Source organism: Leptospira vanthielii serovar Holland str. Waz Holland = ATCC 700522, assembly GCF_000332455.1.
GTDB classification, from domain to species: domain Bacteria; phylum Spirochaetota; class Leptospiria; order Leptospirales; family Leptospiraceae; genus Leptospira_A; species Leptospira_A vanthielii.
The window spans coordinates 46,786-59,406 of the sequence record NZ_AOGY02000081.1; the positions used below are offsets into that span (position 1 = coordinate 46,786).

Sequence of the window (12,621 nt, forward strand, 5' to 3'; positions counted from 1 at the left end):
AAACAAGGAAGGTTTTATGATCTCTCTCAAACAAGTTCTAAAAATCACAACAACAGTCGGTCTTGTATCGGTTATGGCATTTGCTTTTGGAAATTGCCGTGGACATAAAGATTTCGAAAAACGCATCGAATGGGTTGCTTCTAAACTTACTTCAAAACTAGATTTGGATGAAACACAAAAAGCAAAATTGGAAACCATCAAAGCCGAACTTATTGCCAAACACAAGGAAATGAAACCAAAACACGAATCTTGGGCAAAGGAAATGGCTACACAGATTCGTGCTGAAAAAATTGATACCAAGTTATTGGATAAAATGAGTATCGAAAGAGAAGCTCGTCACCAAGAAATGCGTAAGTTTTTTCAATCCAAACTCGTAGAATTCCATGCCGTTTTAAAACCAGAACAAAGGGAAAAATTTGCTGATCTAGTGGAACGTTTCGCAAGTCGCCACCAACCACCGGAAGAGTAAACAATGCCAGAGTTTGACTTCGAAACGGTAGTCAAAGAAACCAAATATTTGGTTCTGAAAACGGTCGGTGATACCCTCATCGACCGTTTTGATGATGCTACAGAAGATGTAGTCCAGGAAGTTTACTTCCGCGCCTTCAAATCATTGGAGAAGGGTGGGTTTGATGGTAGGTCTAAAATTTCTACTTGGATCTACACCATTGCTCGTAACGAGTCCCTTCGTATGAATGAAAAACGATTACGAGAAGAAGAGAAAGCAAAACGATACTTAGTGAAAAACAAGGTTCAACTTTCGGGTGCGCGTGACGCCGCTACATGGGAAAAGGAAGAATGGATCGAATCCATGCTTGACAGGATCCCTGAAGTGTATCGGCAAACCCTTCGCCTGTATTTGGCCGGTAACACAATGGAAGAAATTGCAAAAGAATTAGAGATCCAACAGGGAACAGTGAAGTCACGTTTGTTCAGAACCAAAGAATGGATCCGCAAACATATACCAGGAGGAAAAAATGAATTCCAAGAATCCTAAAAAATGGGAACAACTTTTGAATGATTCTGATTTCGAATTACGTTTGGTAAGACAAACCAAAGCTAGGATTAGGACCGAGAAGACAAAGCGCAAAGTTTATGTCGCTTTAGCCACTTCTAGTTTGGTCTTTTCCCTATTGTTTTTTAATGAGTTGATCATTGAACCAAGTGAACTATCAACTAATGTCCATTATCTGGTAGACGAACTCAGTTCAGAATCGATTGTGAGTCTGAGTATGGATTGACATTTATCAATGATTAAAGTCAAAAAAGAGAACAGGAGGTTTTTTTAAAAAGAGTGTGATTTTGTTTTCCTTTGCGTCATAATTAAGTAAAGGGAAGTGAAAATATGAACGCCTGCATCCTATACCTCAACAAAAAACGAATTGAGATGATCAAATTTGAATCAGATCAAATGCAATCTAAAACTTGGGAGAAACCGATGGAATCGGATGTTTGGGATTTTGAGGACATCACCAACACCTTACAATCACCAAGCGAAGTAATCCTTGTGGGGGAGTCTGAACTGAATACTCAGTATAGACGTTGGCTAGTGAACCATGACAGAAACTTAGCAAAGAAACTCATCGCAGTAATTGGCAATAACAACGAGACCAATATCAACCAAGACTTAGTGAGTCACTTCAAAGAAAAATATTTCCGTGGTGGAAATTTTTAGAGAACTTTGGGCCTACAGTAGATGGTCGCAAGATTCTCCATGATTATGGAAAAACAATCTATAGAGTAAAAAACTGAGAGAAGTTAAAATCACAAGAGTTCCAAAGGCTGGGATCCATTTCGGTTGGATGCGGTGCCTCCATTTTCCCACAAGAAAACTAAGGCCAGTGAGAGCCGGAACCGTTCCCAAATAAAAGAAAAACATCACAAGACCACCTGTGAGTAGGTTCCCTGTAGCAAAGGATGCTGCATAAGCTGGATACAAAACGCCACAAGGGAGAAGGGCACTGACAATGCCGATTCCAAATCCAAGTCCATTTTTACTAAACTGAGAACGAACTTTTTCCAAAAACTTTCGAATCCCTTGGGGCAAAGATCCAAACGTTGAAGTTGATTTGAGAGAGTAGGTGCGAATGGCAAATACAATCAGAAATAAAAAGGTGAATACTCCTGCAACACCTTTGATCGCAGTTAGATCCCCTAAGGCATTGGCTCCTTTGCCAAGAAACCCGAGTACCATACCTAAAAAAGTATAAGAGATGACTCTTCCTAGATGGTAGAGGTAAATGGGGATCGGTTTTCCTTTTTCTGTTTGCAAAAGGGAAACAAAGGGGCCACACATCACCAAACAATGAAAACTACTGACAAACCCATACACAAGTATGGATACAAAGAAGCTAAGATTTGCTAGTTGGTCCATCGGTTTGATTTGGTTTGGCTTTGTTTTGCGGGTATTCTTCTTCTTCGAAGAACATTCTATACTTGGGAGATTCTATGTCCTCAAACTGGCCTTTGCGAAAGGCAGTGATAAAGACATAAAGAAAGAAGGCGGCAATACACATTGCCATAGGGATGGTTAAGTAGAGGGCTTCCATTGGGGGATCCTAAATCTAATGGAAAGAGAATTGAGAAGGACTGTCAAGCTAGAACATGCCATAAACACTGCACAGATCACGGGCAACATAAGTCCAAACATAGCAAGTGGTAACATGATGGAATTATAACAGAAAGATATGATGATATTTTGTAAAATCACCTCTCTTGTTTTTTTGGCAGAAAGTAGGGAATGCACAAGACCATTCAAATTGCCTGAAGTCAAAACAACATCTGATTTTTCTAAAGAGAGGTCTTCTGCTTCTGTATGAGAAATGGAAACATTGGCCTGTGCCAAAGACAAACTATCATTGATCCCGTCTCCCACCATAATGACAATATTTCCTTTGTTTTGCGATGCAGTGATGAGGCCGCGTTTGTCTTCGGGAGAAAGATCAGAGGAATACTTTTCGATTCCGAGTGTATCTGCAATGAACTTCACGGCAGCATAACGATCCCCAGAAAGGATTGAAATGTTCGGAACAAAGTGTTTGAGTAAGGAAACAAATGACCTGGCACCAGGTCGTATTTCATCTGCGAGTAAAAAACTCCCCAGGTAAGTTCCATTCACCGCCAGTAAAATTAAGGATCCTTCTCCTTCCGGCATTTTTTCCATCGGGATTTGTTCTTTTTCGAGTAAACTTCTGTTTCCAATGAGTACAGAAAGGGACTTAGAATCCATTTCTAATTCGGCTTTCACTCCACGCCCAGGGATGTTTTCTAAATGAAGCAGCCTGATAGAGTTTGCTCTTTTGGTGACAGAGCTAAATGGTTCTAAATATTTCACAAGTGATTTTGCCAGAGGATGGTTCACTTCTTTTTCTATTCGATAAACAAGCGGTAGGTGGTCATCGGACACAGATACTTGTCTTACTAAAAATTTACCTTCGGTCAGAGTCCCTGTTTTATCTAAAAAGATGGTGTTGGCTTTGGCGAGTGCTTCCACAACAGAAGGATTTTTTAAAAGTACACCTTTATCGGCATTGAGAATATGATTGGTAACAAGGGCTGTGGGAACAGAAATTCCCAAGGCACAAGGACAGGCCACAATCAGAACAGAAATGGTTGTCACAAGACTTTGTTCTAGGTTCCCACCTGATACATAGTACCAAACAAAAAAACATAAAAACGCCAGTCCAAAGACTACAGAGATAAAATACGAAGCGATTCGTTCGGTGAGAATTTGTAATTTTGGTTTGAGATGGAGTGCCTCCTCCAACCTGAGTTTGAGGGAAGAAAGAGTGGAGGCATGGTAATCAGAACCTGCAACGATTAGGGCTGGGTTGTCCATTGTTAGAGAACCGGCAAGGATCGTGTCCCCTTGTTTTTTCCGGATTGGTAAGGACTCACCAGTAAGAAAGGATTCGTCTACATACGTTTGTTCGGAGATAAGGATGGCATCCACTGGAATTCGTTTTCCTGGAGCCACACGGATTTTGTCTCCAGTTTTGATTTCACTACTCGGAATTGTTTCTTCCCCAGAGTCTGTCACTCGAATGGAAGTCTCTGGAAGTTTACAAAGAATGGATTCTAATTTATCAGAAGCAAACACTCTGGCTTTTTCTTCGAAGTACTTCCCAATCAATATAAAGAAGTAAATCATCGCCACCGAATCAAAATAGACCTCACCCACATCAGTCAGTGTTACATAAACCGAATAAAAATAGGCCATGGAAATTCCTAAAAACAATAGGAAGTCCATAGAAAGTGTGCGTCGTCTGACACTTGTTAAAAAACCAGACATAAAAGGATATCCGGAATATAAATACGCAGGAGTGGCAAATACCCAAGAGGCATAGTGGAAAAGTCGTTTGATATCTAAGTCAATTCCAGTGAAATATCCTGAATATAGGGCAACACTTAAGATCATAATATTTCCAAAACAAAACCCGGCCACACCGATACGAAGGAGTAGGGTTTTTAGTTGTTTTGTTTTTTCGAGTGTTCCTTCTGTCGGGGAAAAGAGGACAGGTTTGTACCCAATGGCACGAATGAGAGTTAGGATTCGAGAGATTTTGATTTTGGAACGATCAAACCGAACTCTTGCTCTTCCAGATGCAAAATTGATTTGAGCCGAGAGGATTCCCTCTTCTTCGTTTAAAACTTTTTCATTGATCCAAACACATGCAGAACAATGGATATTCGTGATTTGGATGGAAACTTCAGAATGATTTCCTGAAGTGCGAACAAACTTTTCGTATACAAGTTCGTTTTCCAGATCCAGATCGTTATCTTCAATGTTTACAGGATCGAGTTTTGTGTTTCCCTTTAAGTTGTAATAGTAACTTCCACCGAGTGAGTTGATGATGGAGTAAACTGTTTCACAACCTTCGCAACAAAAAACTTTTGTATCATTTGCGACCTTTGCTTCAATCCTTACCAATCGGATGGGATTTCCACAATGGTCACATTCTGTTTTGGTTAGGACTGAAAGGCTTTCGTTCATCGAACGGAGATCTTTCCTTCTCTTTCAAAGGATTTGCCATCAATATCTGCAACCAGCCGCAAATTCCAAGTTCCCTTTTCTAAAAGAGGGATTTTGCCGCTAAATCCATATGCGTTAGGTTTTAAGTTATAATGTACTGTGTTCTTTGTCGTTGCATTTCGTTCTAAATACACGACCATAGACTTTGCAGCAGTAATAGTTCCAGCTTTCTCTAGTTGGACTGAAATTTCGGATTCCCCGAACGGAATGAGGTTCAAGTTGTCCCAATTGGATTTTAAGACATAACCTTGTTTCAAAAGTTCCTTTTGGTTCTCAATTGCCTTTTCGTAGTTGAGTCCAATTTCGTAATAGTTTTTATCCATGACCGGCTCGAAGTTTTTGTAAGTAAGACGGATGGTATAGAAGGTAGCTGCTACAAGAGCAGTAAAACTAAAGAGAACCACATACATGGCGTTTCGTAGGCTTGGGTGTAATTCTTTAAACATCATTACCTCCTTGGTAATGTTAAGGAGAGTTTTTTCTCCAACCGTTCATCAGGATCTTGTGCATTGTTTAACACAATAGAACCTGGCAAATATCCTTCATTTAACTCTTGTTCCGTGAGGGTTTGTGTCTCTAAAACCACAGAAATACTTTTGATTTCGCCTGATCCCAATTTGAATTGGTTGTTTTCCTCACCGGAGCGAATTAAAATTTCTTTTCCATGTCTTGTATCAAATGCAGAGAGATGGAATTCCTTTTCAATTGGTGCAATATTTTGAATTCGTAGAGCCACGAATGCCCTGATTTTGTTTTCGGGAATTAGAATCGGGGGCATGGATTTATTGGATGCGGCAATCATCGACATAGGACTTCGTGTGATGAGTTGGATGATCGCTCCTGAAATGACCACTGTCAAAAGAATCGCATAAACAACGGTTCTTGGACGAATCCATTTGATTTTGGCACCAGTTTCAATTTGTTTCAGAGAGAAGTATCCGATCAGTGTTTTTTTGTCTTCTTTTGCCATGATGGATGTGCATGCATCCACACATTTTCCGCAAGCAACACAACCAACTTGTAGACCTTCACGGATATCGATCCCGGTGGGACAAACAACCACACACATATTGCAGGAGATACAATCCCCGATTTTGGTTTTTCCATCGCGGCGAGGTTCCCCTCGTTTGAAGTCATAAGTCACATTCCAAGAATGTTCATCCATAAGGAGAGTTTGGAATCTTGCATAAGGGCAAGCATAACGGCAGAACTGCTCTCGGATAAATCCGATATCGATAAACATAGCCGCAGTAAAGAATAATGTAAAATAAAAGTAAGTTTGTGAAAATGCAGCAAAATTTAAATAGTCAGCTAACATTTCATAGGGGCTTACAAAGTAAGCAATCCAATGGAAGGAAGCGATAAAGGACACAACAATCCAAAGAAAATACACTGTGAATTTTCCGTGAATTGATGCATCTTTCTTTCCATATTTAGAATCCAAAACAAACCGACCAATTCTATCAAATAGATCGGTATAAATGGTTTGAGGACACCCCCATCCGCACCAGACACGGCCAATGACGGAGGTGAAAAAGAAAAGAGAGAGACCCATTGTCAGAAGGAAAAACCATAAGATTAGTCCTTCTTGTGGGATAAAAAGACCACCAAACAGGTGAAACATCCTGTGTGGGATATCCAGTCGGATGAGTGGGCTACCTTCTGGTAACACCACCCAAGGAGCGATCAGAAATAAACCTACGAGAAAACTCATAACGAAGTTTCTTCGTGTTCTTACCTTACCTGCTTGCGGTCTTGAAATGATCATCTTACTTCGCCTTTACCAAACTACTATTTTTAGTGGCAAGCCATGCCATCACGGCATATACTTTTTCAGCACCTAAACCTTCCCAAGCTGGCATTCCACCTCGGTTGAGTTTTTGTCTTTCTGGGCCGATCCCTTTCATGATGTTGTTAAACACTTCTTTATCAGTGTTTCCATGAATCCAATCTTTATCGACAAGACTTGGTCCTACAGCACCTTCTGCCGTTGGGCCATGGCAAGCGGAACAAATTTGTTTGTAAGTTCCTTCACCTTCTTTGATAGCAACAACATCATCACGGTAAGGGTTTGATCCATCTTCTGTGTTCGCAACAATTGCTTGTTTGGCTGGAAATTGCGCTTCGTGTTCTGCAACTTCTTTTTCAAACGCAACTTCTTGCGGCCATTCAGAATACCAGTGAAAGTATACAACATAACCGATGGAAACGATGATACTGATGAGCCAGACCAATTTCCACCAAGTGGGCATCGGGTTGTCGGCTTGGAAGATTCCGTCTACTTCTTTTGGTTCTTTCATTCGTATTAATCCTCCTCAAGCATTCTATACTTGGGTTTCTCCATTTCGTCTTTCGTACGTTTTTTATAAACGTAGTAGGTGATGTAAGAGATTGCGATCACGAGGATCGGCAATCTCAAACTTTTATAAACGAGTAGAATGTCTGCGTCGTTCATGATCTTACTTCATACCTTTTTGCAACTCTGCAGAATCTTTTCCCAGTTTTTGCAAATAAGCTACGAGAGCTTGTCCTTCGGTTTTGTCCTTTAGAAGAGATGGTGCATTGGCAAAGTCTTCTTCAGTATAAGGAACTCCGATTGCTTTAAGAGCTTTCATGTTAGATACTACTTGTTCTACATCGATCTTATGTGAATCTTCAAATAACCATGGATAGGCTGGCATAATTGAGTTAGGTACTCCACCCACTGTTCTCGGATTGATCAAATGGTTTTTATGCCATTCGTCAGAACGTAACATTTGAGATTCATGCGCTAAGTCTGGACCTGTACGTTTGGATCCCCAAAGGAAAGGGTGATCATAAACATACTCTCCACCTTTAGAATATCCAGTTCTTCCGTAAGCCTTTGTTGGGTCAAAACGATCTACTTCCCATTTGAATGGTCGAACCATTTGAGTGTGGCATCCAATACAACCTTCTCTTTGGTAAGTGTCACGTCCTGCAAGTTCCAATGCGGAATATGGTTTTACAGTGGAAATTGGAGTTACCGTTTTTGTCAAAAAAAACGGTGGGATCAGTTCAAAAAGTCCACCAATCACAACGGCAATCGTTGTATAAAGAGTAAACTTAACACCTTTTGTATCCCAACGGTCTGCAATTTCTGAAAACCAATCTAAGAATTTGTTAAATCCAAACATTATGATTTCACTCCTATACGTAAGTCTTGTTCTACAAACCCACTATCTTTGTTTTGAATGGTTTTGATAAAGTTATACACCATAAGTAGAATCCCTGTTAGATAGAGTGTTCCTCCGATTGCACGGAAAAGTCTAAATGGTTTTAAGAACTCAACAATTTCCACCCAGTCTTTATAAACGAGTTCGCCGTTTTCGCCGACTGCTCGCCACATAGAACCTTCAGTAATTCCAGATACCCACATAGAAATGATGTAGAGTAGGATACCGAGAGTTCCGAGCCAAAAGTGTGCGTTTGCTAGTTTTTCGCTATAGAGATTGGAATTCCAAAGTCTAGGCACTAGGTAGTATAGAGCAGAGGCAGACATAAATCCGACCCAACCGAGTGTACCTGAGTGAACGTGACCAATGATCCAGTCAGTGTTGTGTCCAAGAGCAGAAACCGCACGAATGGAAAGAAGGGGACCTTCAAATGTAGACATACCATAAAAGGTTACAGCAGCTAACATCATTTTGAGGGTTGCATCCACTTTGATTTTATCTTTTGCCTGGGTCAATGTAAGGAATCCATTCAACATACCACCCCAAGAAGGCATCCATAACATGATGGAAAATACCATTCCTGTTGTTTGTAACCATTCTGGAATTGGAGAGTAAAGTAAATGGTGAGGACCTGCCCAAATATAAATAAAGATTAACGACCAGAAGTGAATGATCGAAAGTCTATGAGAGTAAATGGGTTGTTTGATGTGTTTTGGGAGGTAGTAATACATTAGTCCCAAAAACGGAGTTGTAAGAACAAAGGCTACTGCGTTGTGTCCATACCACCATTGGATGTTGGCATCAAACACACCTGCGTATACCGAGTAGGATTTTAAGAGTCCTGCTGGGATCACAATGTTGTTTACAATAAAAAGAAGTGGAACCGTAACAAAAGAAGCAATGTAGAACCAAATAGCCACATACATTTGTTCTTCTTTTCTTTTGATTACCGTCATCAAATAGTTTGCAAAGAAAATTACATACCATACAACAATCAATAAATCGATAGGCCATTCTAATTCGGCATATTCTTTTGATTGGCTGTATCCAAGTGGTAAAGTAATTGCTGCAAGGACAATTGTTAGGTTATACAATGCTAAGTGTATTTTGGAAAGTGTGTCGTTCCACATTCTTGTTCGACACAATCTTTGCACCGTATGGTAGGCTGTGGCGAAGATAACACTCAATGCAAATCCAAAAATGGCAGCATTGGTATGTAGAGGTCGTAACCTTCCGAAGCTCGTCCAAGGTAATTCCAAATTCAGCTGTGGATATACAAGCTGGAAGGCAATAATGACACCAAATGTCATTGATGCAACGCCCCAGACTAACGCTGAAATGATAAACCCTTTTACGATAAAATCGTCATATTGAGTTTTTTCCGTAGCCAATGTTTCTCTCCTTAATCTTTATCAGTTCCATTTATATAGAGAACTAATTCCTTTGTCTATAAAGTGACGAAGAAAAGAAAGAAAAACAGAATATGGTTCTTTGAATCCCCCCTTGATTTTTGTCAAGGGAGGTATTGAGACTTAGACTGAGTCTAATTGGTGAAGTTGAAGGGGCAGACTTTCTAACAGTAGTTAGAAAGTCAATTCATATCCTAATTGTGTACGATGTTCGATGCCACGATCTCCGGCAATCGCCGTAGGGTGGTATCCGACGCGGTCTACTGTAGAGTGCATAAAGAATTTTTCTTTTCTAGTGTCTTCCTGCGCAAGTCCAGATCCTGTCGGATGGAAGTAATAAGCATCAAAGATATTCCAGAAATAAACAAGTAGGGTAGCGATACCAATGTATTGCATATCACGGTAGTGACGTTCAACTGATTCCCTTTGTCCTTTGAAAGGACCGAACTGACTTGAGACTACGGCTTCTGCAGGGGAAACTGTGGCTGCTGTTTGTGGAGAAAAAGCAGCTCGGAAGTATCCGTTGGTTGTGTAAGGGTTATCTAAGTTGTTGTAGTCACGTTTGGCATTCAAATACATACGATGTTTGTCGTATGTGAAAAAGAGTCCAACGGCAATGATAGAAGGGTAAACAATGGCTTGTACTTTTCTACCTTGTTTCCATTGGCCCCAACCAGGAAGGACTGCGGATCTCCAGGCTGCACCTGCTTTTGTTAGGTTTTTTCGATCCGCTTCTGCAAGCCTAGCTTCTTCTTCCCTTTTCCGTTTTTCCTCGGCTTCGGCAGTCGCATTTTTTGCAGCTAACTCTTTTTCTTGTTTCGCAGCTTCTTCCTGTTCTTTTTTGAGTTTTGCTGCTTCTTCTTTTTCTTTTTTAAGCCTTTCTTTGTCTTCTTCTGCTTTTCTGAGTTTGTCTTCCTCTGCAGCAGTTAGGTGGTCTTTATAAACTACTTTTAAGATGTCGGTTTTATTGAGAACGACTGTGGTTCCGTCTTCTTTTCGAATTTTTAGCTTGTATTGGTCTTGTTCGATTACCTTTCCTTGGAGAGTCCCCCCTTTTTTAAGGAGGATGTTCTCTGCGGATAGGTTTCCTGTGAGCACTACCAAAAGTGTTGCGATTTTGATGAATTGTGTAATAGTCAGTTTCAAGGGTATCTCAAGTGTTGGAATATTATATAACAATCTCTATAGTGTTACTTGCTACGTTTCAATTGGTCTCTCCAATCATTTTTGCAATTTGGAAGTTAGGCAAGAATTTTTTTGTAAAAGACGATTCTAAAGCCAAACCACAGTTGGAAATAAATTATCCCTGTTATGATAAAGTATGTTCCAAATGCGGTCAGTGAGTCGTAGAGGCTATTTACGCCTCTACTTCTTGCATTAGGAAGTGATGGACTTGGTCCGCACACTTCCTACCTTCCGAAATGGCCCAAACAATGAGGGATTGCCCTCGTCTTACGTCTCCGCAAGCGTATACTTTGGGTACGGATGTGGCGAAAGATCCCGGTTTTGTTCCGAAATCTGCTTTCACATTCCCACGTCCGTCTAGTTCCAATCCCTCTTTTTGCAGATCGGCAAGTAATCCTTCTTTGACAGGGTTTACAAATCCCATCGCTAGGAAAACTAAATCGGCAGGCCATTCAAATTCGGTTCCAGGAACGGGATTAAACTTTCCATTTTCTTCTTTGACTTCGGATCCGTAAATCGCAGTGACTTCCCCTTTTTCATTGGATTTAAAACCCATAGTGGAAACAGCCCATTTACGATTTACACCTTCTTCGTGTGAAGTGGAAGTGCGAAGCATCTTTGGATAGAGTGGCCAAGGAGTAGAAGCATCTCTTTCTTTTGGAGGTTCAGGGAAAAGTTCGATTTGTGTGACGGATTTTGCCCCATGACGGTTGGAAGTTCCTACACAATCGGATCCAGTATCACCACCACCGATGACAATCACATGTTTGTCTTTGGCATTAATGATCTCTAGGTCATCACCTGCTACGTGTTTGTTGTTTTTCGACAAAAACTCCATAGCAAAGTGGACACCCTTACTGTTTCTGCCTTCTACGGGTAAGTCTCTTGGAACTTCTGATCCGCAAGCAAGAACCACTGCGTCAAAATCAGCGAGTAATTGTTTTGCTGTGATATCAACACCCACATTGACATTGGTTTTGAAGGTAACACCTTCGGCTTCCATCTGTTTGACGCGTCGGTCAATATGTCTTTTTTCCATTTTAAAGTCTGGAATTCCGTAACGGAGTAGGCCACCAATGCGATCGTTTTTTTCAAAGATGGTGACTGTGTGTCCAGCACGAGCTAACTGCTGTCCTGCGGCAAGACCGGCTGGTCCCGAGCCAACTACGGCAACTTTTTTACCCGATTTGGAAACCGGAGTGTGTGGAATGACCCAACCTTCTTCCCAAGCCCGATCAATGATGGTTCTTTCAATCGACTTAATCGAAACAGGTGGTTCAATGATTCCTAAAGTACAAGCCGACTCACAAGGAGCAGGGCACAACCTTCCTGTAAATTCAGGGAAGTTATTTGTCTTCGATAAATTTTCCCAAGCTTCTTTCCAACGACCTCGAAAGACAAAGTCATTGAATTCTGGGATGAGATTATCCACAGGACATCCTGTATCTCCATGACAAAAAGGAATTCCGCAGTCCATACAACGGGCACCTTGGTCTTTGGCAACAGCCTCAGGGAACGGTTTTTCGAACTCTTTATAGTTCTTTACTCGTTCCTTTGGTTCAATTTTCTGAAGGTATTCTTTTTTAAATTCTAAAAATCCTGTTGGTTTACCCACGAGCTGTTACCCCCTCTTTGTTTGGTTTTTCCGATGTTTTTTCTTCGGCCATTTTTTCTAGAGCTTTTTTATAATCTCTCGGAATCACTTTGATCATTTCTTTGACTACTGTATCCCAATTGTTAAGAACTTCTTCTGCTCTTTTGGAGCCAGTATAAGTTTTATGATCTTCGACCATCTTTTTGT

16 protein-coding genes are annotated in these 12,621 nt (G+C 40.7%); 4 read left to right on the forward strand and 12 right to left on the reverse strand.

All coding sequences use genetic code 11. The annotated features are described in order from the left end of the window. Positions 1–16 precede the first annotated feature (16 nt). The 4 genes from LEP1GSC199_RS20130 to LEP1GSC199_RS20145 all read left to right on the forward strand — a co-directional run bounded on the left by LEP1GSC199_RS20130 (position 17) and on the right by LEP1GSC199_RS20145 (position 1,675). On the forward strand, positions 17–469 hold the full coding sequence (locus LEP1GSC199_RS20130; RefSeq protein WP_002991586.1) for a Spy/CpxP family protein refolding chaperone: 453 nt from the start codon (positions 17–19) through the stop codon (positions 467–469). Positions 470–472: 3 nt separating this feature from the next. Further along, positions 473–997, forward strand: a complete 525-nt coding sequence (locus tag LEP1GSC199_RS20135; RefSeq protein WP_002991529.1) for an RNA polymerase sigma factor — start codon at positions 473–475, stop codon at positions 995–997. Further along, entirely contained in the window at positions 978–1,241 is a 264-nt protein-coding gene (locus tag LEP1GSC199_RS20140; protein ID WP_002991649.1) for a hypothetical protein, read from the forward strand. The genes LEP1GSC199_RS20135 and LEP1GSC199_RS20140 overlap by 20 nt, the downstream gene beginning before the upstream one ends. Positions 1,242–1,387: 146 nt before the next feature. Continuing rightward, positions 1,388–1,675 (forward strand): hypothetical protein, encoded by a 288-nt coding sequence (locus LEP1GSC199_RS20145; RefSeq protein WP_002991518.1) that lies wholly within the window; start codon positions 1,388–1,390, stop codon positions 1,673–1,675. A gap of 12 nt (positions 1,676–1,687) precedes the next feature. Here the strand turns inward: LEP1GSC199_RS20145 and LEP1GSC199_RS20150 are convergent, their stop codons facing one another. From LEP1GSC199_RS20150 to LEP1GSC199_RS20200, 12 genes are all read right to left on the reverse strand, one after another. Beyond that, positions 1,688–2,374, reverse strand: coding sequence for a sulfite exporter TauE/SafE family protein (locus LEP1GSC199_RS20150; protein WP_002991509.1), 687 nt, complete (start codon positions 2,372–2,374; stop codon positions 1,688–1,690). Next, positions 2,352–2,549, reverse strand: a complete 198-nt coding sequence (locus tag LEP1GSC199_RS20155) for a cbb3-type cytochrome oxidase assembly protein (protein WP_002991550.1) — start codon at positions 2,547–2,549, stop codon at positions 2,352–2,354. The genes LEP1GSC199_RS20150 and LEP1GSC199_RS20155 overlap by 23 nt, the downstream gene beginning before the upstream one ends. Further along, on the reverse strand, positions 2,531–4,993 hold the full coding sequence (locus LEP1GSC199_RS20160; RefSeq protein ID WP_002991634.1) for a heavy metal translocating P-type ATPase: 2,463 nt from the start codon (positions 4,991–4,993) through the stop codon (positions 2,531–2,533). The genes LEP1GSC199_RS20155 and LEP1GSC199_RS20160 overlap by 19 nt, the downstream gene beginning before the upstream one ends. Then, positions 4,990–5,481 carry a FixH family protein gene (locus LEP1GSC199_RS20165; RefSeq protein ID WP_232420869.1) on the reverse strand — a complete coding sequence of 164 codons (492 nt, stop codon included), beginning with the start codon at positions 5,479–5,481 and terminating at the stop codon, positions 4,990–4,992. The genes LEP1GSC199_RS20160 and LEP1GSC199_RS20165 overlap by 4 nt, the downstream gene beginning before the upstream one ends. Next, complete coding sequence (gene ccoG / locus LEP1GSC199_RS20170) at positions 5,481–6,800, reverse strand: cytochrome c oxidase accessory protein CcoG (protein ID WP_002991627.1); 1,320 nt, start codon at positions 6,798–6,800, stop codon at positions 5,481–5,483. The genes LEP1GSC199_RS20165 and ccoG overlap by 1 nt, the downstream gene beginning before the upstream one ends. Before the next feature lies 1 nt (position 6,801). Continuing rightward, positions 6,802–7,332 (reverse strand): c-type cytochrome, encoded by a 531-nt coding sequence (locus tag LEP1GSC199_RS20175; RefSeq protein WP_002991625.1) that lies wholly within the window; start codon positions 7,330–7,332, stop codon positions 6,802–6,804. A 5-nt stretch (positions 7,333–7,337) separates the two neighbouring features. Continuing rightward, entirely contained in the window at positions 7,338–7,487 is a 150-nt protein-coding gene (locus tag LEP1GSC199_RS21070; protein ID WP_002991638.1) for a hypothetical protein, read from the reverse strand. A gap of 4 nt (positions 7,488–7,491) precedes the next feature. After that, positions 7,492–8,187: a cytochrome-c oxidase, cbb3-type subunit II gene (gene ccoO / locus LEP1GSC199_RS20180; protein ID WP_002991565.1), complete on the reverse strand. Its 696-nt coding sequence runs from the start codon at positions 8,185–8,187 to the stop codon at positions 7,492–7,494. Continuing rightward, entirely contained in the window at positions 8,187–9,617 is a 1,431-nt protein-coding gene (ccoN, locus tag LEP1GSC199_RS20185) for a cytochrome-c oxidase, cbb3-type subunit I (protein WP_002991536.1), read from the reverse strand. The genes ccoO and ccoN overlap by 1 nt, the downstream gene beginning before the upstream one ends. Positions 9,618–9,809: 192 nt before the next feature. Next, positions 9,810–10,781, reverse strand: coding sequence for an LA_0442/LA_0875 N-terminal domain-containing protein (locus LEP1GSC199_RS20190; RefSeq protein WP_039927588.1), 972 nt, complete (start codon positions 10,779–10,781; stop codon positions 9,810–9,812). A 211-nt stretch (positions 10,782–10,992) separates the two neighbouring features. Next, a complete protein-coding gene (locus tag LEP1GSC199_RS20195) occupies positions 10,993–12,435 on the reverse strand; it encodes a glutamate synthase subunit beta (protein ID WP_002991580.1) in 1,443 nt (480 codons plus the stop codon). Beyond that, positions 12,428–12,621 (reverse strand): hypothetical protein (locus LEP1GSC199_RS20200; RefSeq protein ID WP_232420870.1); only part of this gene is annotated, 194 nt, incomplete at its 5' end. The genes LEP1GSC199_RS20195 and LEP1GSC199_RS20200, both read right to left, overlap by 8 nt.

Coding starts and splice junctions, on each gene's coding strand:
- LEP1GSC199_RS20155 (WP_002991550.1), bottom strand. CDS start 2,549: ATGGAAGCCCTCTACTTAACCATCCCTATGGCAATGTGTATTGCCGCC.
- LEP1GSC199_RS20135 (WP_002991529.1), top strand. CDS start 473: ATGCCAGAGTTTGACTTCGAAACGGTAGTCAAAGAAACCAAATATTTG.
- LEP1GSC199_RS20165 (WP_232420869.1), bottom strand. CDS start 5,481: ATGATGTTTAAAGAATTACACCCAAGCCTACGAAACGCCATGTATGTG.
- LEP1GSC199_RS20130 (WP_002991586.1), top strand. CDS start 17: ATGATCTCTCTCAAACAAGTTCTAAAAATCACAACAACAGTCGGTCTT.
- LEP1GSC199_RS20160 (WP_002991634.1), bottom strand. CDS start 4,993: ATGAACGAAAGCCTTTCAGTCCTAACCAAAACAGAATGTGACCATTGT.
- LEP1GSC199_RS20175 (WP_002991625.1), bottom strand. CDS start 7,332: ATGAAAGAACCAAAAGAAGTAGACGGAATCTTCCAAGCCGACAACCCG.
- LEP1GSC199_RS20140 (WP_002991649.1), top strand. CDS start 978: ATGAATTCCAAGAATCCTAAAAAATGGGAACAACTTTTGAATGATTCT.
- LEP1GSC199_RS20145 (WP_002991518.1), top strand. CDS start 1,388: ATGATCAAATTTGAATCAGATCAAATGCAATCTAAAACTTGGGAGAAA.
- ccoO (WP_002991565.1), bottom strand. CDS start 8,187: ATGTTTGGATTTAACAAATTCTTAGATTGGTTTTCAGAAATTGCAGAC.
- LEP1GSC199_RS20150 (WP_002991509.1), bottom strand. CDS start 2,374: ATGGACCAACTAGCAAATCTTAGCTTCTTTGTATCCATACTTGTGTAT.
- ccoG (WP_002991627.1), bottom strand. CDS start 6,800: ATGATCATTTCAAGACCGCAAGCAGGTAAGGTAAGAACACGAAGAAAC.
- LEP1GSC199_RS21070 (WP_002991638.1), bottom strand. CDS start 7,487: ATGAACGACGCAGACATTCTACTCGTTTATAAAAGTTTGAGATTGCCG.